This window comes from Sulfitobacter sp. HI0040 (assembly GCF_001634885.1).
Taxonomy (GTDB): domain Bacteria; phylum Pseudomonadota; class Alphaproteobacteria; order Rhodobacterales; family Rhodobacteraceae; genus Sulfitobacter.
This window is the reverse complement of the sequence record NZ_LWEX01000421.1, coordinates 40,575-58,555: the sequence shown is the minus strand read 5'-3', so window position 1 is coordinate 58,555 and position 17,981 is coordinate 40,575. Positions and strand designations below refer to the sequence as shown.

Genomic DNA, 17,981 nt, shown 5'->3' with positions numbered 1-17,981 from the left:
CCGAGGATCAGTTCCTCGACCTTCTGATGCCCGAAGCACTGGCCGAGGCGGCAGCCAAGCGACGCCAGCAGATGACCTTCCGGATGCAGCCGGGCTATGATCACAGCTATTTCTTCATTTCGACCTTCATGGAAGATCACGTCGCCTTCCACGCCGATGCGCTACATGCGGGCTGACGCCAAGGCGACAACCGCATGACGGCTGTCTACGTCGATGCCGACGCCTGCCCGGTGAAGGAAGAGGCGGAGCGCGTGGCGAGCCGCCACGGCGTGCGCCTCTTTCTGGTGTCGAACGGCGGGCTGCGCCTGTCGCGCAATCCGCTGGTGGAAACCGTCATCGTTCCCGATGGGCCGGATGTGGCAGACATGTGGATCGCCGAGCGCTGCGGGCCCGGTGACGTGGTGATAACGGGGGACATCCCGCTCGCGGCCCGTTGCGTCGAAGCGGGTGCCCGGGTTCTGAAGCACGACGGCGCCCCCCTCACCGCCGCCAATGTGGGCAATGCACTCGCTACACGTGACCTGATGGCGGACCTGCGCGCGGCGGATCCGTTCCGTCAGGGCGGGGGCAAGGGCTTTACAAAGGCCGACCGCTCCCGTTTCCTGAACGCGCTCGAACGGGAACTGCGTGCAGCGATGCGCGGCTGAACCGGTTTCACTAGGAAAACAGCATGACACCCTTGCCTGATTGGCGAGGCAGAAGGAATGAAAATGCGGCCAGAAGCAGTGGTCTTCGACATCGGCAACGTATTGATCGAATGGCAGCCAGAAAAATTCTATGACGCGCAGATCGGGCCAGAACGGCGGGCCGAGATGTTCGGGGCGGTGGACCTGCACGCGATGAACGACCGCGTTGATACCGGCAATCCCTTTCGTGAGACGATCTATGAAACCGCGGCGGCCCATCCCGAATGGCGGCCAGAGATCGAAATGTGGCACGATCGCTGGATCGAAATGGCCACCCCCGTGATCAGCCACTCACTGCGCCTGATGGAAGCCTTGCAGGCCAAGGGGATCCCGGTCTTCTCGCTCACCAACTTCGGTATCCAGAGCTATGACTTAGCGGCCCGCCACTACCCCTTCCTGCGGCGGTTCGACCGTGATTTCATTTCGGGCCACATCGGCACCATAAAGCCCGACCCGGCGATTTATGCCGAAGTGGAGACCGTCTCCGCCGTGGCGCCCGGGCGGCTCATCTTTACCGATGACCGGGCGGACAATATCCGCGTGGCGGCGGAACGGGGGTGGAAGACGCATCACTTCGAAGGCCCGCGCGGCTGGGCGGACCGGCTGGTGGAGGAAGGGCTCCTCACCACTGCGGAAGCCGCATGAGCGCCGTCCCCTTCATCGAATTCGAAACGGGCGACCGCCTGCTGGACTGGATCGCGCTGTCAGATGCGCTGGCGGAAGGTCACGAAAGGCCCCGCGCGGAAATCGGGGATACGTTTCTGTATCGTGGGGAAGACACGCTCCTTTCCCGTGCCGCATGGATCGACGGGTTGGGCAGCGCGGTGAAGACCGCGACGATCTTCCCCGGCAATGCGGCGCAGGGGAAACCCGCGGTCAATGGCGGCGTGAATCTCTATTCAGACAGGGACGGCACGCTGGCCGCGATCATCGACTTTCACCTTGTGACAAAGTGGAAGACCGCCGGGGACAGCCTGCTTGCCGCGCGGCGGTTGGCGCGGCCCGATTCCCGCTGCATCCTCATACTGGGGGCGGGGACGCAGGCGCGCGGATTGCATGCGGCCTATTCGGCGGCCTTTCCCGATGCGCGCTTTCTCGTGTGGAACCGCACGCAGGCCAATGCGGAACGGCTGGCGGGCGATCTGCCGGGGGTCACCGTCGCCTCCGACCTCCAGGACGCCATGGCAGAGGCGGACATCATCACCAGCGCCACCATGTCCACCGACCCCTTCATCCGGGGGGAGTGGCTGAAACCGGGCCAGCATCTCGATCTGGTGGGAGCCTACCGCCCCGACATGCGGGAAGCCGATGATGCTGCGCTGACCCGGTCCCGTATCTTCGTCGACAGCCGGGCCACCACGCTGGGACATATCGGGGAAATCGAGATACCGGTGCAGGCAGGCACGATCACCCAAGACGACATTCTGGCCGACTACTATGAACTATCGGCCTTCGAGCGCCGTTCGGACGACGAAATCACGCTGTTCAAGAATGGCGGGGGCGCGCATCTCGATCTCATGACCAGCCGGCATATTCTCGACCGCTGGATGGCGAACAGGTGAGCTGGCTCTGGCTGTTGCTGGGCGTCGGTGCAGCGGCGCCGCTGGCAACCGAATACCGCCGCCGCCCCATGGACGACCGGGTCCGGGGCAACGCGCCCGGTCATTTCGCCAGACTGTCGATGGGGGTCACCCATTACGACTGGTTCGGGCCGCGAACCGGCCCTGTGGTGGTCTGCGTCCACGGGCTTACCACACCCAGCTTCGTTTACCGCGGCCTGGCGCGTGGCCTCGCGCTGATGGGATGCCGTGTCTTGGTCTATGACCTCTATGGGCGCGGCTATTCCGATCGCCCCCGAACGAGGCAGGACGCACAGTTCTTTCACCGGCAATTGAGGGAATTGCTGGATCATGTGGGCGTGGGGGACGATATCACCCTCATCGGCTATTCGATGGGCGGTGCTATCGCCACGTCCTTCGCCGCCGAACATCCGGGCCGCATACAGCAACTGGTACTGCTCGCACCTGCCGGAATGCGGGTTCCGGCGGGGCGGATGATCAACATCATTCGCAGCAGTCCCCTATTGGGCGACTGGTTGATGCACGCCGTTTATCCGCGCCAGTTCCGCAAGGGGGTAGAGGCGGAGCGGGACCTTCCCAGTTCCGTCCCCGACATCGGAAAGCTGCAAACCGCAGAGCTGGACTCGCGCGGCTTCATCCGGTCCGTCCTGTCGAGCCTGCGCGGGATACTGGCGGCTGACCAGCGGGAGGCGCACACCCGTATCGCCCAACAAGGCCTGCCCGTTCTCGCTGTCTGGGGGCGGGACGATGACGTGATACCGCTTTCCTGCGTAGGGACGCTTGCCGAATGGAACCGTTCCGCGGTGCAGGAAGTGATCCCCGGCGCCGGGCACGGCCTGCCCTATACCCATACGAACGAGGTGCTGCGCATCCTGCGCAGCGAACTGATCGCACTTGCGGGCCGCTGAGCCGCTCAGGCAGTGACCAGTCCTTCGAGCCGCCGTTCGCGGATGGGCAGATGCACGATCGCGCTGAACGCCCCGACCGCCACGCCGATCCACCACACGGCGGTGTAATTTCCGTAAACGTCGTAAAGACGCCCCCCCAGCCAGACACCGATAAAGCTGCCAAGCTGATGGCTGAAGAACACGATACCGTAGAGCGTGCCCATGTAACGCAACCCGTAGATATGGGCGACCAGCCCACTGGTGAGCGGTACGGTCGCCAGCCACAGCGCACCCATTCCGACGGAAAACAGAATGACGCTGAGCGGGGTAATGGGCAGGAGTATGAAAATCGCGGCAATCAGGGTCCGGCCCGTGTAGATCCCCGCCAGCAGATATTTCTTGGAATACCGCTTGCCCGCCCAGCCAGCCAGAAGCGTCCCCGCGATATTGGCAAGCCCGATGAGCGATATCGCTACCGCCCCCAGCGCAGAGGTCGTGGTGATGCCGATGTTGTGCAGAACGCCCCCCGGCACGATCGGGCCCGACATCTCAGTCACGAAGGCCGGGAAATGCGCGGTGATGAAGGCAAGCTGGTAGCCGCAGGAGAAAAAGCCGAGGAAAATGAGGGAATAGGACGGATCGCGGAACGCCTTGACGAGGATCTGGCCCATGGATTCTTCCAGCTCCGCCTTGCTGGCCATGGCGGGCGCACGCATGAAAGGAAGCGTCAGCACGAGCGAGAGGACAACCCCCGCGAAAACAAGGAAGGTCATCTGCCACGTCAGAAACGTCAGCATCCATTCAGCGACCGGAGCGCCAAAGACCTGCCCGGCGCTGCCCGCAGCCGTAACAAGCGCGAGAGACATGGAGCGGTTTTCGTCCGATGATGCCCGCCCCACGACGGCGAGGATGACGCCGAATCCCGTTCCCGCGATGCCGAATCCCACCAGCCACGCATAGGCCTGATGTTCGATCGGCAGGGTGGATTGCGCCGAAAGCGCCAATCCCAGCGCATAGATCAACGCCCCCATGATGATCGCGCGGCGGTCGCCTATCTTTTCCGCCAGCGCCCCGAAGATGGGTTGCCCGATCCCCCATGCGAGGTTCTGGATCGCGATGGCCAGTGAAAACTCGCTCCGCGCCCAGGCGAACTCTTCGGCGATGGGGATCTGGAATACCCCGAAGGAGGCGCGCACGGCGAAACTGACCATGATGATCACGCAGCCTACGATAAGGACCGGCGTGAAAAGCGAACTGCGGTATTCCAACAAAAGGTCCTTCCGGGGGGGGGGTGAACGACGGCAGACTATGCCCAATCCCCGGCAGGGGGAATAGCCCTCGACACCCATCTCCCGCCGCCCACCTTCGCCCCCGCTTTCCATCCCCTGCAGGGGGTAGTAAGCCTGCGCCATGACGACGATGCGCGCACTCTTCGACGAAAAGATCGCCTCCGGGCAGCTCAAACACGATCCCGCGCAGGACGCCGTGATCGCGGAGTTCGACCGCATTCGCGATGGGCTGAAAGCGCCGGCCCGCAAGGGGTTGTTCCGCCGCGCGCCCGAACCCCCGAAGGGCCTTTACCTTTGGGGCGGGGTGGGCCGGGGGAAATCCATGCTGATGGATCTCTTCGTATCCACGTTGGACGATATCCCCGCCCGGAGGGTGCATTTTCATGCCTTCATGCAGGAAATTCACACGGCACTACATGCGGCGCGTCAAACGGGTGTAGACGATGCCATTGCGCCGGTTGCCCGCGATGTGGCGGAAAGTGTGCGGCTGCTGGCCTTCGACGAAATGCAGATCACCGATATCACCGACGCGATGATCGTGGGCCGCCTGTTCGAGGCGCTCTTCAGTGCGGGCGTCGTGGTCATCACGACGTCGAACCGCGTCCCGCAGGACCTTTACAAGAACGGGTTGAACCGGCAACTCTTTCTGCCGTTCATCGAGTTGATCGAAGAGCATATGGTTGTCCATGAACTGGCCAGCCCGACCGACTACCGGCAGGACCGGCTTTCGGGAATGCAGGTCTATTTCACCCCCGTGAACGACGAAAGCCGCGCCGCCATGAATGCCGTCTGGGACGATCTGGCCGGGGGGCCGGGCACACCGCTGACCCTGCATGTCAAGGGACGCGACATCATGCTGCCCGCCTTTCGCAACGGGATCGCGCGGGCGGAATTCCACGAGCTTTGCGGCAGGCCCCTCGGCCCCGCCGATTACCTCGCGGTGGCGGAATCCGTGCGTGTGCTGCTGCTGGACGACGTGCCCCGGCTGGGGCGGTCGAATTTCAACGAGGCCAAGCGCTTCGTCACCCTGATCGATGCGCTCTACGAAGCGCGGGTGCGGCTCATCTGTTCTGCGGCAGCCGAGCCGGAGATGCTCTACCTCGAAGGTGAGGGCAGTTTCGAATTCGAGCGCACCGCCTCCCGCCTGCGGGAGATGCAGTCAGAAGACTGGGGCGATCAGAAGGCGGGGATGGAAACGACCTGACCGACCTCGGCGTCCGCAAGGCTCGCCCGGTCCTCGTTCGCGCCGGCGATAAGATCATGTGCCAGCGGATGCCCGTAGTAATGCAGCGAAAGCCCCGCGAAACTGTCCGTAGGGCGCAACTCATGGGGGCGGGCACTGGCGAATGCACGATGCGCCGCCGTCTCAAAGCTATCGGTCGCAAGCACTAGGGTTTCGAGCAGGGTATCGGTATCCAGCCGCCCGGCGACAGTCGTCAGCGCGAGGGGCGGTTCGATGTCGCCACGGGTGATTGCGGCATTCAGAAACGTATCGATATAGGCATCCGAACGTCCCTGTTCCAAGGTCACGCTCAGCCTGTCTCGCAGCGGTTGGGAAGCGGCCTTTGGCTGGCCGAGCCGGTCCAGCATGGCGGTCAGTAGCGCGTCCATGTCGATGGCCCGGTCCTGCGCGGTGGCCATGACCCTGACGGAGGTAGGTTCATGCGCGGCCTGCTCCTCGCCTTCGGAAAGTGCTTCGGCGGGGGGGTGGACCGGCGGCAGGGCGGCGGGCGACAACGCCGCCCCCTCCCCCGTTTCGTCGGAATAATCGAGCATCGGGCCCGACATTTCAAAATGATCGCCCGTCATCTGCGCACGCAGTACGAAAAGGCCAACAACGATGATTGCCACCCCGAAAAAGGCATAGATGGCCAGCGCCAGCGGAGAACCCTCGCGCGGGGCATTATTCTTTGCGGAAGCGGAATTTTCCTGCATGGCAAGCTCGTATATCTGGTAGGCGGCGGGTGCTTCGACGGCAATTTTCGATGCACCCCAAGCATACACCAGATTCTGCGGCTCGCCCGGGGGAGCGCGTGAAATCGGCTGCTAGACGTTTTCGCGCAACACGTTCCCGGCTAGGTAGAGAGAGCCGCAAATCAACACGCGGGCCTGCGGTTCGCGCTCCACGATCCGCGCCAGAGCATCCGACACGCCTGCCGCTTCGCTTGCGTCCAGCCCCACTGAAATGGCAGCGCCAGCGGTCTCCGCGGCGGGCAATGTATTCGCCTCCCCCGGGATCGAGACCGCCCAGAGGTGATCGGCCCGCGCGGCCAGTGGCCTGAGGTAGCCCTTCACATCCTTGGTGTTGAGCATCCCGCAAATCAGGTGCGTGGGCCTTTCCGGCATCGCCGCAAGGGCGGAGGCGATGGCAATTCCCGCGGCAGGGTTGTGCCCGCCGTCCAGCCAGAGCTCCACCTCCGGCGCTTGTGTGGCCAAGGGACCGGAGGTCAGCCGCTGCATGCGCGCAGGCCATTCGGCCTGCGATACCGCCGACTCGAAAGCGGCCTCCGAGGCGCCGAGGTACCGCAGCGCCGCCAGCGCCGACCCCGCGTTTGCGATCTGATGGTCGCCGAGCAGGTTGGGGCGCGGAAGGTCCAGCAGACCTCTCTCATCCTGAAAGACCATACGGTCGCCTTCGGGATGGGCGTGCCAATGCTGGCCATAGGCGAGCAACGGGGCTGCGCACGCATTGGCCCGGGCCTCTATCACCTCCAGCGCCACCACTTCCTGCGGACCGACGACGCAAGGCACGCGCCGTTTGATGATGCCCGCCTTTTCCCCCGCGATCTGGGCAAGCGTGTCGCCAAGAAACTGCTGATGATCCACCGAGACCGGCGTGATCACTGTCAACTCAGGCGATTCAACGACATTCGTGGCGTCCAGCCGCCCCCCGAGCCCCACTTCGAGCAGAGTGTAGTCCGCGGGCGTCCGGGCGAAACTCAGCAGGGCAGCGGCGGTCGTGATCTCGAAATAGGTGATGTTTTCGCCGCCATTCGCAGCATAGCATTCATCGAGTACCGCGCTGAGCGCAGCCTCATCGATCAGCGTTCCGGCAAGGCGGATACGTTCGTGAAAGCGCGCCAGATGGGGCGAGGTATAGGCATGCACCCTATGGCCGTCCGCTTCCAGCCCGGCACGGATCATCGCCAGCGTGGACCCCTTGCCGTTGGTGCCCGCGATATGGATCACCGGCGGCAGGTCATTCTGCGGGTTGCCCAGCGCATCCAGCAGCCGCCACATGCGATCCAGCGTAAGATCGATGACCTTGGGGTGCAGCGACATCATCCGTTGCAGGATGACGTCCGACGATACTTCCGTCATTTCGCGGGTTTGTCCGCCTCGGGGCTGAGCGCATGCGGAAGCTCGCCCCCTTCGCTGGGGGCGGGCAGGTCGCCGCGCACGGCGGGGGGCTTTCCGGTCAGCATCCGCAGGATGGTCGTCAGTTCCTCACGCAATTCGGTACGGGGGGTGACCCGGTCCAGCATACCGTGGTCGAGCAGGTATTCGGCCCGCTGGAAGCCTTCGGGCAGTTTTTCCCCGATGGTCTGCTGGATCACACGCGGACCGGCGAAACAGATCAGCGCATTGGGTTCTGCAATCTGCACATCGCCGAGCATCGCGTAGGAAGCGGTGACCCCGCCTGTCGTCGGATGGGTGAGCACCACGATATAGGGCAGGCCAGCTTCCTTCAGCATCTGCACCGCGACCGTCGTGCGCGGCATCTGCATCAGGCTGAGGATACCCTCCTGCATCCGCGCGCCGCCCGCGGCAGAGAAAAGCACCAGCGGGCGTCTCAGCTTCACCGCCTCCTTGGCGGCGGCGATTATGGCATTGCCCACATACATCCCCATGGAGCCTGCCATGAAGGAAAAGTCCTGCGCGGCGGCGACGATGGGGGTGCGGCCAATTTCACCGCGGGCCACGAGCATGGCCTCGGTTTCACCGGTTTCCTTCTGCGCCGCTTTCAGACGATCGGGATATTTCTTCTGATCCCGGAAATGCAGCGGGTCTGCGGTGGGCTGGGGCACCTTCACTTCGGTAAAAATACCGCCATCGAACAGCGCCTTGAAACGGTCGCGGGGCGAAATCGGCATATGGTGGCCGCAGTTCGTGCAGACGTTCAGGTTTTCCGAGATCTCACGGTGGAACAGCATGGTTCCGCATTCGTCACATTTCGTCCATAGGTTGTCGGGCGTCTCGCGACGCGAAAAGATCGAATTGATCCGCGGACGGACGTAGTTCGTGATCCAGTTCATTGAGAGCCCCTGCTGACGCTTGTTCGCCCGAAATAAGCCCCGCCGCGCGAAATTGCAATCAACGCCGAAGCGCCAGCCGCGCCGCCAGCCAAGACACGAACATCAGCGCGAAATCCACCGGCAGCCAGCCGCGCATGGCTTCGACATCGGCCATGGAGAAGGGCGTGAGGTAGAGCGACAGCCCCGAAAGGTCGTCGGGCAGTGACACCACGAGGATGGCGGTGATGTTGTTGACGAAATGCGCCGCGATGGCGGGGCCCAATGACCCTGCCCGCGCAGTCAGATCGGCCATCAGCATGCCGAAGACACCGGCCCAGAGCGCGACCATCAGGGCGTTCGGCCCTGCCGCCTCCGGCAGATAGTGACCCATCGCGAAGACCACCGAGGGCACCGCCATCCAGATCACGGGTGAGTCGAAACGCGCAGCCAGTTGCTGTTGCAGATAGCCCCTGAAGACGATCTCCTCTGCCGATACCTGGACCAGAACCGCAAGCAACGAAAGGGGCAGCAACAAGAACCAGCGACCGAACGGCAGGTTGGGAATTAGCTCTCCCCCCATGCCCCATGGCGGGAGCAGCAGAATCACGACGCCGAGAAGCAAAAGCGCCACGGTCACCACGCCGAACTGCCTGACGAAGAGCGCGCGCGGTCCAAGCAAGCCGGCCAGCGACCGGCGGTGCACCACGCGCAACGCCATGGCCACACCGACGATCATGAGACCGAAAGAGAAAAGCAGCAGGTACATGGCGGCAGGGCTCTGCCCGCTCATCATCCGCTCAAAAAACGCGAGCCCGCCCCCGCCTGCGAGCGAATATGCCGTCTGGAAAAAGACCTGCGCCAGAGCGAGATAGGCGGCGCCTGCCAGCAGAAAGCCAAGCACCAGTCGCCAAAGCGCGCGGCTGGGGCGCGCGGGGGCGACCAAGATTTCATGCGGCTGGTAAGAGGCGGGCGGCATCATTCTGAGGGTTCCTCCCCGGGCGATTTCGGCGCCCCTTCGCGGCCACCCCCCGGCGGGTCATCGCGAAGCGGCTCGGTATAGGAGGATCTTATGCGGTCCGCCGCACCGGACAGGTTGCCTGCAACTGTCTGAAGCAAGGTCAGCAAGATCTTGCGGTCGTTTTCGACGACTGCCAGAAACTCCTTCGCCCCAAGCCGCAGGAAAAGCGTCGGCTCCACAGCCGTCAGGTCAAGCTGCCGGGGTTCGTTCAGGATGATCGCCAGATCCCCGATAAGGCGGCCAGGCCCCACTTCCGAAACCGGGGCAACATCGCGCGCGGTCCCCGGCCATGAGAGCTCCGCCTTGCCGGAAAGGCAAAGGTAGGCCGCATCCGGCGGCTCACCGGTGGTAAAGATACGCTGCCCGGCTTCGGCCTCGTACCAGCGGGCGGCGAAGGCCAGCAGCCGCTGGCTGCGCGCGTCCAGACTGCCGAAAAGCGCGTTGCGGGAAATGACGCGCAACTTGCGCCGCAGATCGTCCGACGCGTCCTCCCCCGCGCGGGCGGGCTCCACCGGCTCATCACCATCGATCCGGCCATTGCGAATTTGCACGTGGATGTCGAAGGTTTCGGGGTTGGCGAACGTGTCATCCACGTAAATCTGGGTCGTCTGCGGCAGATACTCCCCCAGCTTGGTGCGGATCGTCGCTCGGGTTTCGGTGCTGTGCACGGCCAGCGATTGATTGAATACCATGATGTCCGGTCGTTTGATCGCGGCCCGGTTGAACGCGACCCTTTGCTGGAAGCCCGCGGGCAGGTTGCTGCCACCGATCGTGGTGGGCGTGTCGAAAAGATTGACTGCCAGCATCTGCCATAGCCCCTGTTCGCGCAGCACCTCGGCCACGACGTCCTCGATCAGATCCCGTTGCAGACCCGCCATTGCCGATATGCGACCGTAGATAAGGTTTTCCAACACCGTGAGCTGCGGCAGATAGGCATCCGGTGCGATAGGGACAAACAAATCGCGCATCCTGTCGCGCAGGGCGGCCCCCCCGGTGCGTCGCAGATGCAGGATCTCCTGCTTGAAGCTCTCGGGAAAGGCGGGCCCGATCTGTTCTGCCGTCAAGGCGAAGGGAACGGTCAGCAGCAGCGCGAATTCGTCGTCGCTCAGCGCCGCATCACCGGAGGCCCGCCGCCTTTCGGCAATATCGACCAACTGCTCATAGAGAGGTTCCTCAATGCCCAGCATGTTGAAAAGCGGATGGTCCGTACCGTCGTTGCCAAAGGCCTGATGCAGCGTTTCCACCACGGTCTGGGAGATGGCGATGCCCTGTTCCGCCAGCCCGTGTTCGGCGACGAGCGATAGAAACTGCCGTTGCTCCACCAGGTTTTCCTGCGAAATCGGGCGCCGGGGGCTGGCGAAGATCAGGTTGCCGCCCAGCGGCATCGCCGGATTGAACTTCTCCGGGTCGAACCGATGAACCGGCTTGCTCAGCCCCGCTGCATCGAGCCGCCGCGCGACGAGAGGGCGCAGATCCAGCACATGCCGAACGAGGTCGGGGTGCTTGTCCGGATCCATGGGCGCGTTCAGCATGTTGCGCACGATGGCTTCGGTGATGCCCAGGGCCTGGGTCAGGCCGAACCACCAGTCGTGGATGTCCTGCTGCGTGGCCAGATCGGCGAGGCCCGGATCGAGCCAATTTGCCTTCAGGCTATCGGGGCTGTTCCCGGCCCGTGCCGCTTCGATGGCGGCCCTGTCTTGCCCCTCCGGGTCCCACAGGACGGTCTTCGGGCCGGTCATCAGCGGCATGAGCAGGTTGTCCCGCACCGTCCCCTGAAAAATGTAAGGGGTGCTGTGCGCATAGCCGATGCGCGCCGCGATGACCGCCTGATGAAGCTGCGACAGATCATGCCCGGCGATCTCGATACGGCCTCTGGAGGGCAATACCTCCCGCGTGAGCACGTCGCAGAATGCCACTCGTTCCGAGGGGTTCGCGATCTGCACGGCGACGTGGGATCCGGGCGGAATGGTAAGCGTCAGGTCCTCCAGCAGCAGGTTGCCATCGCCGTTGCGCACAGAAACGTTCTGCAGCTTGATGTCGCCCCGTAAATGCGGAATCTCCTCCGGCACCCCTTCGAACAGGGCGGGATCGATCGCGTTGCGCGGAGCGAAGCGTTCGGTGACGACATCCCACCGCAGTGCCATATCCTGGGTCTGGTTGTAATAGGCCAGCAGTTCCTTCCACGGGCTGCTGAGATCCTTGTAGGCGGCAAGCGCGGCCACCAGTGCCCCGACGGTGATCTGGCCCTTGATTGCCAGATAGCCGCCGATGGCGTAGAAGAAGAAGGGCGTCAGTTGCGTGATGAAGTTGTTGAGAAACTTCATGAAAAACTTTTTCTGATAGATGCGAAAGCGGATCGTGAACAACCGGCCCAACTGCTCGGTGAAATCCGCAAGGCGCAGGCGCCAGCCCCCGTTGGTGCGCAGGTCGGTGACCCCTGCCGCCGTCTCTCCGATGCGGGCCGACAGGTGCCGGACTTCGGCGATCCGTTCCTTGTTCAGTTGATTGATCTGGCGCTGCAGGCGCGGGATCAACCATGCCTGCAGCGGGATCAGCGCCACCCCGGCCAATCCGAACCAGGGCGATTGAATGAACAGGAAGGCCACGATGATCAGCATCTGTCCGGCCTGAAAGACCGGCTGCGCCAGTGCATCGCCCATCAGACCGCCCATCGGCTCGGCCTCGGACGTGATCATGGAAACCAGCTCCCCCTGGGAGGTGGTCTGGAAATAGCTCCGGGGGAAGCGCATCATCCGGGAGATAAGCTGATAGCGGAACCTCCTCAGCGACCGCTCGGCCACCACGCCCTTCATGGTGTTGAGCCGCATTTTCAGCAAACCATGGATCAGCACCGCGGCGAGATAGGCAAAGCAGAGAAGCAGTAGGAACTGCACCTGTGTTATCTCGAACTGCCACAGCCGCGCCGTCTCGCTCGCGGCGCCGATGGCATCGTTTATGATGCGCTTGGGCAATTCCAGCGTGGCATAGAGAAACGGAAAGGTCACCAGTGTGAGGCCGAGCAGATGAAGCTGCTCGCGGCGCGAATGCTTCCAGATAAAGGAAAATATGCTGGACTCCATGCGCCGTGACTTTCGCTGGGGCCTGCGGCCGTTTCGGGGTTGGGGCAATCTACGCGTCGCACCGGGAGTGCACAACAAGACGCATGACGCTTGCAGCCAAAAGGCTCGGGCTTTATTCCCGTGGCAACCTTGAACCGGGAGCCAATCTTCATGTCCACCACCCAGCGTTTCGACAAGTCCAAACTGCCAAGCCGCCATGTGACCGAAGGCCCCGCGCGTGCGCCGCACCGGTCCTATTATTACGCCATGGGCATGACGGAGGAGGAAATCCACCAGCCGCTGGTCGGCGTTGCGACCTGCTGGAACGAAGCGGCCCCCTGCAACATCGCGCTGAACCGTCAGGCGCAAGCTGTAAAGATCGGCGTGCGCAACGAACAGGGCACACCGCGGGAGTTCACCACGATCACTGTCACCGACGGCATCGCCATGGGCCACGAGGGCATGCGCTCATCACTGGCGTCGCGGGAAGCCATCGCCGATACCGTTGAACTGACCATGCGCGGCCATTGCTACGATGCCATCGTCGGGCTTGCGGGCTGCGACAAATCCCTGCCGGGCATGATGATGGCGATGATCCGGCTGAACGTGCCGTCAGTCTTCCTGTATGGGGGGTCGATCCTGCCGGGCAAGGCGCCGGCGGGTGCCGATGTGCCGGAAGATTTCGCCAGTCGCGACCTCACGGTTCAGGACATGTTCGAAGCGGTGGGCCGGTTCCAGAACGGCACCATGTCGCAGGCCGCGCTCGAAGTGCTGGAGCGCGTCGCCTGCCCATCGGCCGGTGCCTGCGGCGGGCAGTTCACCGCCAACACCATGGCCTGCGTGTCCGAGGCCATCGGCCTCGCGCTGCCCAACTCTTCGGGGGCGCCCGCCCCCTATGAATCGCGTGACGCCTATGCCGAAGCCTCCGGCGCGGCGGTCATGAACCTGATCGAGAAAAACATCCGCGCGCGCGACATCTGCACCCGGCAGGCGTTCGAGAACGCGGCGCGGATCGTGGCCTGCACGGGCGGATCGACCAACGCGGGCCTGCACCTTCCGGCCATGGCGCATGAGGCGGGGATCGATTTCTTCCTTGATGACGTCTGCGAAATCTTCCGCGACACACCCTACTTCGTTGATATGAAGCCCGGCGGCCAATATGTCGCCAAAGACCTTTACGAAGCGGGCGGCGTGCCGGTGGTGATGAAGGAACTGCGTAAGGCGGGCCTGTTGCATGAGGACTGCCTGACCGCGACCGGCTATTCCATCGGCGAGGAACTGGACAAGATCGACCGGGAAGCCGACGGCAAGGTCATCCACAGCGTTCAGAACCCGATCAGCAAGACCGGCGGTGTCGTTGGTCTGAAGGGCAACCTTGCCCCCGAAGGGGCTATCGTGAAGATCGCGGGCATGAGCGAGGACGACATCGTTTTCACAGGACCCGCGCTTGTATTCGAATGTGAGCAGGATGCCTTCGAGGCGGTGCAGAACCGCAATTACGCTGAAGGCGATGTCTTCGTCATTCGCAACGAAGGCCCCGCAGGCGGCCCGGGCATGCGCGAGATGTTGGCAACCACGGCAGCGCTGTCCGGTCAGGGCATGGGCAAGAAGGTCGCCCTCATCACCGACGGGCGGTTCTCGGGCGCGACGCGGGGGTTCTGCGTCGGCCACGTTGGCCCAGAGGCTGCGCATGGCGGGCCAATCGCCCTGCTGAAGAACGGCGACATGATTACGCTGAACGCGATCGAAGGCAGCATCACCGTCGATCTCGACGACGCGGAACTGGAGCGCCGCCGCGCTGAATGGAAAGGTGCCCGCCCGACGAATTATGCCAGCGGAGCCCTGTGGAAATACGCACAGCTCGTCGGGCCGACCTATCTGGGTGCGGTCACTCATCCCGGCGCCAAGGCCGAGACGCATGACTACATGGACCTGTAAGGGTCCTCTCACAGCGCTTGCGCTGCTTGCCCTGTCCGGCTGCGAGGCCGGTCAGGGCTTCGGCACCCTGTCCCTGCGCAGCCCCGAGGGCGCGGAAGATACGCTTCCGCTGGCGCGGGCGCGCATGTCGGGCGGGGCGATCATGCTGGTGCCGCCTTCGGGGTTCTGCATCGACCGGGCGAGTATCGACAAGGACTTTGCCTTGCTGGCCCATTGCGAGGCACTGGGCGGGCCGGTCACGGACCTGAATGCCCCGCTCGGTGTCATCAGCGTCAGCATGCTTCCGGTCGCGCCCGACGGCCCACTGCCCACCATCACCGAAATCGCGCGGGCAGCCGCGCTGAACGAAATTTCCGACGCAAGCGAGGGGCCGGCCCAGCTCGTCTTTCATGCCCGCGGCCCAGCCCCGCAGGAGGGGCTTTCGGAGCGGCATTGGCGCGGTGCGATGCTGCTGAATGACCGAATGGTGGGGGTCGCCTTCTATGAACCGGCGGGTGCCCGGGCCGCCGGTCGTGCGGGGCGTGCGGTGGTGACATCCCTGCTGGAAAGGACTCGGGCCGCCAGCAAGTGAGGCTAGTTTCCGCAGGCGAAACAGTGACAGACCGCGCATTGCACTGTCGCCAAAGCGATTGAACGATAGCGGGACCGGCGATAGAGTGCCGAAAAGGCAGAAGGCCAGGCAGGTTATGGGCAAACTAGGCGAGACATTCCTCGACACTACCCTGTTTTCAAGCATGGTCCGCCAATGGGCGAAGATCGCGCGGCGGTCCGACAGGACCGACCTGCCCACGCTGGAACGCCAGAGCCTCAGGGCGCGCCAGTTGAAGGTCCATCTCGACAGCCTCATCCACAACGCGGATGAACGGCTTTCCCTGCCGCTGGTCGGCTCAACCGGGTTCCCCAAGCCACATAATGCGGACTGGGCATGGCGGCCCGACCTGTGGCGTGGGGCGCTGCCGGTGCCCGGCATCTCTTCGGTCGCGACGAAATCGACCCTCGGAGACGAGATTACCCTGTTCCACGACTGCGACTTTTCCGAGCTCACCCTGCGGCAGGTGCGCAACCTGCGGGAAGAGGACCTTGCCCCCTACGGGCTGCGCATGGATGTCTTCCGGTTCGACGGCTCGTTCCTGTCCCTCGTGCTCGACCTGCCGGAAGCGGGGGTAAAGGGGTTGAAGCGCAACCACCTTTTGCGCATGGACCTGATCGTGGAAACCGAGAAGCCGCTCGAAATTTTCGCGCGGCTCAACATCCGGCACGGTCCCAACAGCGAACAGATCGTCCGCGAACTGCCGCTGGACCAAAAGGAAATCCGCGTCGAATTCGACCTCGCCTATTCCAACCTCAATGAAAAACGCGTGGAGAAGGCGTGGATCGACCTCATCTTCGAAGGGGCGGAGATGAACGAGATCATCATTCGCGATCTAACGTTCTCCCGCCGTCCGCGCGCACAGATCTAGGAGCCCTGATATGGCCACAACGACCGTGACCAAAACCGGAATCCGTCAGGGCACATGGCGGGGGATCGTCAGCCATACCGGGGGCGACAGCCCCGCCATCTCGGTGTCCCACTTGGGAAAAACGGTGGAGGGCGTGGCCCTTGAGCCTGCGGATGCGAAAGGGCAGTGGCTGCTTTCCTTCCCCATCCCGTCGGATGCGATCTCCGACGGGGTGCAGACCCTGCTGATCCTCGACGACGCAAGCGGGGATACGCTGGCCCATGTGACGTTGATCATGGGCGAAGTGCTGGGGGATGACATCCGCGCCGAAACCGAATTGCTGCGTGCCGAGCTCGACATGCTGAAGCGCGCATTCCGCCGGCATTGCACCGAAACCGCCTGACAGGGTTTTGCGCCCTCCGGCATAAATCATCCGCCGTAACGTAAAGAACGCAGGCGATGCTCTCGCCTGCGTTCCTTTGTCTTCACTTCAGGTCCCTTGCCTATCAGTCCCGCGGACCGAGCGCCGACAGACCCTTGAGGATGTCGATGGCATAGGCCAACTGATAGTCCTCTTCGCGCAGTTGGGCGGCCTGTTCTGCCTTCTCGCGGTCTTCCTCGATCTGCTTGATCTGATCGTCCGACAGGCTGTCGTTGTTCAGGCTGCCGCGCAGGTCCGCTTCCGACCGCAGCGGCCGGGCGAGGCTTTCGTCCTCTTCCTCTTCATTGCCGGGCACCACCGGGGGCTGCGCCACAACGATATCGGGCGAAACGCCGAGTGCCTGGATCGAACGACCCGAGGGGGTGTAGTAGCGCGCCGTCGTCAGACGCATCGCCCCGTCGGAGCGCAGCGGCATGACCGTCTGCACCGACCCCTTGCCGAAGCTCTTGGTGCCCACCACGATGGCCCGGCGGTGATCCTGCAGCGCGCCCGCAACGATTTCGGACGCTGAGGCGGAGCCGCCGTTGATCAAAACCACGATGGGTTTGCCCTCTGCCAGATCGCCGGGTGTCGCGTTCACCCGGTCCCCGTCGGCGGGGTCGCGGCCCCGCGTGCTCACGATCTCACCTTCCTCAAGGAAAGCGTCGGAAACGGCGATTGCCTGGCTCAGCAAACCACCGGGATTGTTGCGCAGGTCAAGAACGATACCGTTGAGGTTCTCGATGCCGTCCGCGGCTTCGATCTGCTCCTCCAGCCCTTCCTTCAGCTTGGGGAAGGTCTGTTCGTTAAAGGTGGTCACACGCAGAACGGCGGATTTACCTTCCGTCCGTGCGCGCACGGCGGTCAACTGGATGGTGTCGCGCACGATGGTCACGTCAAAGGGTTCCTGTTCGCCCTCGCGGACGACGGTGATGACAATCTCCGACCCGACGGGGCCGCGCATCATCTCGACCGCATCGTCCAGCAGCAGGCCCAGAAGGCTTTCGCCATCGACATGGGTGATGAAATCCCCGGCTTCGATCCCGGCCTCTGCGGCGGGGGTGCCATCGATGGGGGAGACGACCTTCACAAAGCCGTCTTCCTGCGTGACCTCGATTCCCAGGCCGCCGAATTCACCGCGGGTCTGCTCGCGCATCTTCAGCGCGTCGCGGGGGGACAGGTAGCTGGAATGCGGGTCCAGCGATGTCAGCATGCCGTTGATTGCGGCTTCGATCAGATCGGCGGGGTCAACCTCTTCCACGTATTGGGCGCGGATACGTTCGAAGATGTCACCGAAGAGATCGAGCTGTTCGTAAACGTTGTTGATCTTGACGGATTCCTGCGCCAGCAACGGCCCGGCAATCTGCGTTGTGGCAATCACGCCGGCCAATGTGCCGCCGAGAGCCGCCATTACGAATTTCTTCATCTG

16 protein-coding genes and 1 pseudogene are annotated in these 17,981 nt (G+C 63.5%); 10 read left to right on the top strand and 7 right to left on the bottom strand.

All coding sequences use genetic code 11. From position 1 onward, the window contains the following. From A3728_RS17545 to A3728_RS17525, 5 genes and pseudogenes are all read left to right on the top strand, one after another. Positions 1–176, top strand: a pseudogene (locus A3728_RS17545) (S-formylglutathione hydrolase); the annotation flags it as partial. 18 nt (positions 177–194) lie between these two features. After that, on the top strand, positions 195–647 hold the full coding sequence (locus tag A3728_RS17540) for a YaiI/YqxD family protein (protein WP_067926672.1): 453 nt from the start codon (positions 195–197) through the stop codon (positions 645–647). A gap of 63 nt (positions 648–710) precedes the next feature. After that, entirely contained in the window at positions 711–1,331 is a 621-nt protein-coding gene (locus A3728_RS17535) for an HAD family hydrolase (RefSeq protein WP_067926669.1), read from the top strand. After that, positions 1,328–2,248 (top strand): ornithine cyclodeaminase family protein, encoded by a 921-nt coding sequence (locus A3728_RS17530; RefSeq protein ID WP_067926665.1) that lies wholly within the window; start codon positions 1,328–1,330, stop codon positions 2,246–2,248. The genes A3728_RS17535 and A3728_RS17530 overlap by 4 nt, the downstream gene beginning before the upstream one ends. Next, positions 2,245–3,174 carry an alpha/beta fold hydrolase gene (locus tag A3728_RS17525; RefSeq protein WP_067926662.1) on the top strand — a complete coding sequence of 310 codons (930 nt, stop codon included), beginning with the start codon at positions 2,245–2,247 and terminating at the stop codon, positions 3,172–3,174. The genes A3728_RS17530 and A3728_RS17525 overlap by 4 nt, the downstream gene beginning before the upstream one ends. A 5-nt stretch (positions 3,175–3,179) precedes the next feature. On the opposite strand, the gene A3728_RS17520 is transcribed toward A3728_RS17525, so the two are convergent. Beyond that, positions 3,180–4,364 carry an MFS transporter gene (locus tag A3728_RS17520; RefSeq protein ID WP_443069093.1) on the bottom strand — a complete coding sequence of 395 codons (1,185 nt, stop codon included), beginning with the start codon at positions 4,362–4,364 and terminating at the stop codon, positions 3,180–3,182. A 199-nt stretch (positions 4,365–4,563) separates the two neighbouring features. On the opposite strand from A3728_RS17520, the gene zapE reads away from it, so the two are divergent. Next, positions 4,564–5,646, top strand: a complete 1,083-nt coding sequence (gene zapE, locus A3728_RS17515; RefSeq protein WP_067926655.1) for a cell division protein ZapE — start codon at positions 4,564–4,566, stop codon at positions 5,644–5,646. On the opposite strand, the gene A3728_RS17510 is transcribed toward zapE, so the two are convergent. Genes A3728_RS17510 through A3728_RS17490 form a run of 5 tightly spaced genes read right to left on the bottom strand, consistent with a single transcriptional unit; the run spans position 5,619 to position 12,775 of the window. Further along, positions 5,619–6,446 (bottom strand): hypothetical protein, encoded by an 828-nt coding sequence (locus A3728_RS17510; protein WP_067926652.1) that lies wholly within the window; start codon positions 6,444–6,446, stop codon positions 5,619–5,621. The two genes, zapE and A3728_RS17510, sit on opposite strands and share 28 nt — an antisense overlap. A 42-nt stretch (positions 6,447–6,488) precedes the next feature. Then, entirely contained in the window at positions 6,489–7,763 is a 1,275-nt protein-coding gene (locus A3728_RS17505; protein ID WP_067926649.1) for a bifunctional folylpolyglutamate synthase/dihydrofolate synthase, read from the bottom strand. Further along, the gene (gene accD, locus A3728_RS17500; protein ID WP_067926646.1) at positions 7,760–8,698 is read right to left on the bottom strand and encodes an acetyl-CoA carboxylase, carboxyltransferase subunit beta; all 939 of its coding nucleotides are present in this window, start codon (positions 8,696–8,698) and stop codon (positions 7,760–7,762) included. Before accD ends, A3728_RS17505 begins: the two co-directional genes overlap by 4 nt. Before the next feature lie 58 nt (positions 8,699–8,756). Continuing rightward, entirely contained in the window at positions 8,757–9,656 is a 900-nt protein-coding gene (locus A3728_RS17495) for a CPBP family intramembrane glutamic endopeptidase (RefSeq protein WP_067926643.1), read from the bottom strand. Next, positions 9,653–12,775: an ABC transporter transmembrane domain-containing protein gene (locus A3728_RS17490; RefSeq protein ID WP_067926640.1), complete on the bottom strand. Its 3,123-nt coding sequence runs from the start codon at positions 12,773–12,775 to the stop codon at positions 9,653–9,655. Before A3728_RS17490 ends, A3728_RS17495 begins: the two co-directional genes overlap by 4 nt. Positions 12,776–12,925: 150 nt before the next feature. Here A3728_RS17490 and ilvD point away from each other — a divergent pair, with 150 nt between their 5' ends. The 4 genes from ilvD (at position 12,926) to A3728_RS17470 (ending at position 16,534) form a co-directional block, all read left to right on the top strand. Then, entirely contained in the window at positions 12,926–14,692 is a 1,767-nt protein-coding gene (ilvD, locus tag A3728_RS17485) for a dihydroxy-acid dehydratase (protein WP_067926637.1), read from the top strand. Further along, positions 14,673–15,263, top strand: coding sequence for a hypothetical protein (locus A3728_RS17480; RefSeq protein WP_067926634.1), 591 nt, complete (start codon positions 14,673–14,675; stop codon positions 15,261–15,263). Before ilvD ends, A3728_RS17480 begins: the two co-directional genes overlap by 20 nt. A 115-nt stretch (positions 15,264–15,378) precedes the next feature. Beyond that, complete coding sequence (locus tag A3728_RS17475) at positions 15,379–16,152, top strand: DUF6478 family protein (RefSeq protein WP_067926631.1); 774 nt, start codon at positions 15,379–15,381, stop codon at positions 16,150–16,152. 10 nt (positions 16,153–16,162) lie between these two features. Next, positions 16,163–16,534 (top strand): hypothetical protein, encoded by a 372-nt coding sequence (locus A3728_RS17470; RefSeq protein WP_067926628.1) that lies wholly within the window; start codon positions 16,163–16,165, stop codon positions 16,532–16,534. Positions 16,535–16,637: 103 nt separating this feature from the next. On the opposite strand, the gene A3728_RS17465 is transcribed toward A3728_RS17470, so the two are convergent. Beyond that, positions 16,638–17,978, bottom strand: a complete 1,341-nt coding sequence (locus A3728_RS17465; protein WP_067926625.1) for a S41 family peptidase — start codon at positions 17,976–17,978, stop codon at positions 16,638–16,640. Between the last annotated feature and the right edge of the window lie 3 nt (positions 17,979–17,981).

Bases quoted from the DNA above. Each gene is read 5' to 3' on its own strand.
- zapE (WP_067926655.1), top strand. From the start codon at position 4,564: ATGACGACGATGCGCGCACTCTTCGACGAAAAGATCGCCTCCGGGCAG.
- A3728_RS17470 (WP_067926628.1), top strand. From the start codon at position 16,163: ATGGCCACAACGACCGTGACCAAAACCGGAATCCGTCAGGGCACATGG.
- accD (WP_067926646.1), bottom strand. From the start codon at position 8,698: ATGAACTGGATCACGAACTACGTCCGTCCGCGGATCAATTCGATCTTT.
- A3728_RS17535 (WP_067926669.1), top strand. From the start codon at position 711: ATGCGGCCAGAAGCAGTGGTCTTCGACATCGGCAACGTATTGATCGAA.
- A3728_RS17490 (WP_067926640.1), bottom strand. From the start codon at position 12,775: ATGGAGTCCAGCATATTTTCCTTTATCTGGAAGCATTCGCGCCGCGAG.
- A3728_RS17540 (WP_067926672.1), top strand. From the start codon at position 195: ATGACGGCTGTCTACGTCGATGCCGACGCCTGCCCGGTGAAGGAAGAG.
- A3728_RS17505 (WP_067926649.1), bottom strand. From the start codon at position 7,763: ATGACGGAAGTATCGTCGGACGTCATCCTGCAACGGATGATGTCGCTG.
- ilvD (WP_067926637.1), top strand. From the start codon at position 12,926: ATGTCCACCACCCAGCGTTTCGACAAGTCCAAACTGCCAAGCCGCCAT.
- A3728_RS17495 (WP_067926643.1), bottom strand. From the start codon at position 9,656: ATGATGCCGCCCGCCTCTTACCAGCCGCATGAAATCTTGGTCGCCCCC.
- A3728_RS17475 (WP_067926631.1), top strand. From the start codon at position 15,379: ATGGGCAAACTAGGCGAGACATTCCTCGACACTACCCTGTTTTCAAGC.
- A3728_RS17465 (WP_067926625.1), bottom strand. From the start codon at position 17,978: ATGAAGAAATTCGTAATGGCGGCTCTCGGCGGCACATTGGCCGGCGTG.
- A3728_RS17530 (WP_067926665.1), top strand. From the start codon at position 1,328: ATGAGCGCCGTCCCCTTCATCGAATTCGAAACGGGCGACCGCCTGCTG.
- A3728_RS17520 (WP_443069093.1), bottom strand. From the start codon at position 4,364: ATGGTCAGTTTCGCCGTGCGCGCCTCCTTCGGGGTATTCCAGATCCCC.
- A3728_RS17480 (WP_067926634.1), top strand. From the start codon at position 14,673: ATGACTACATGGACCTGTAAGGGTCCTCTCACAGCGCTTGCGCTGCTT.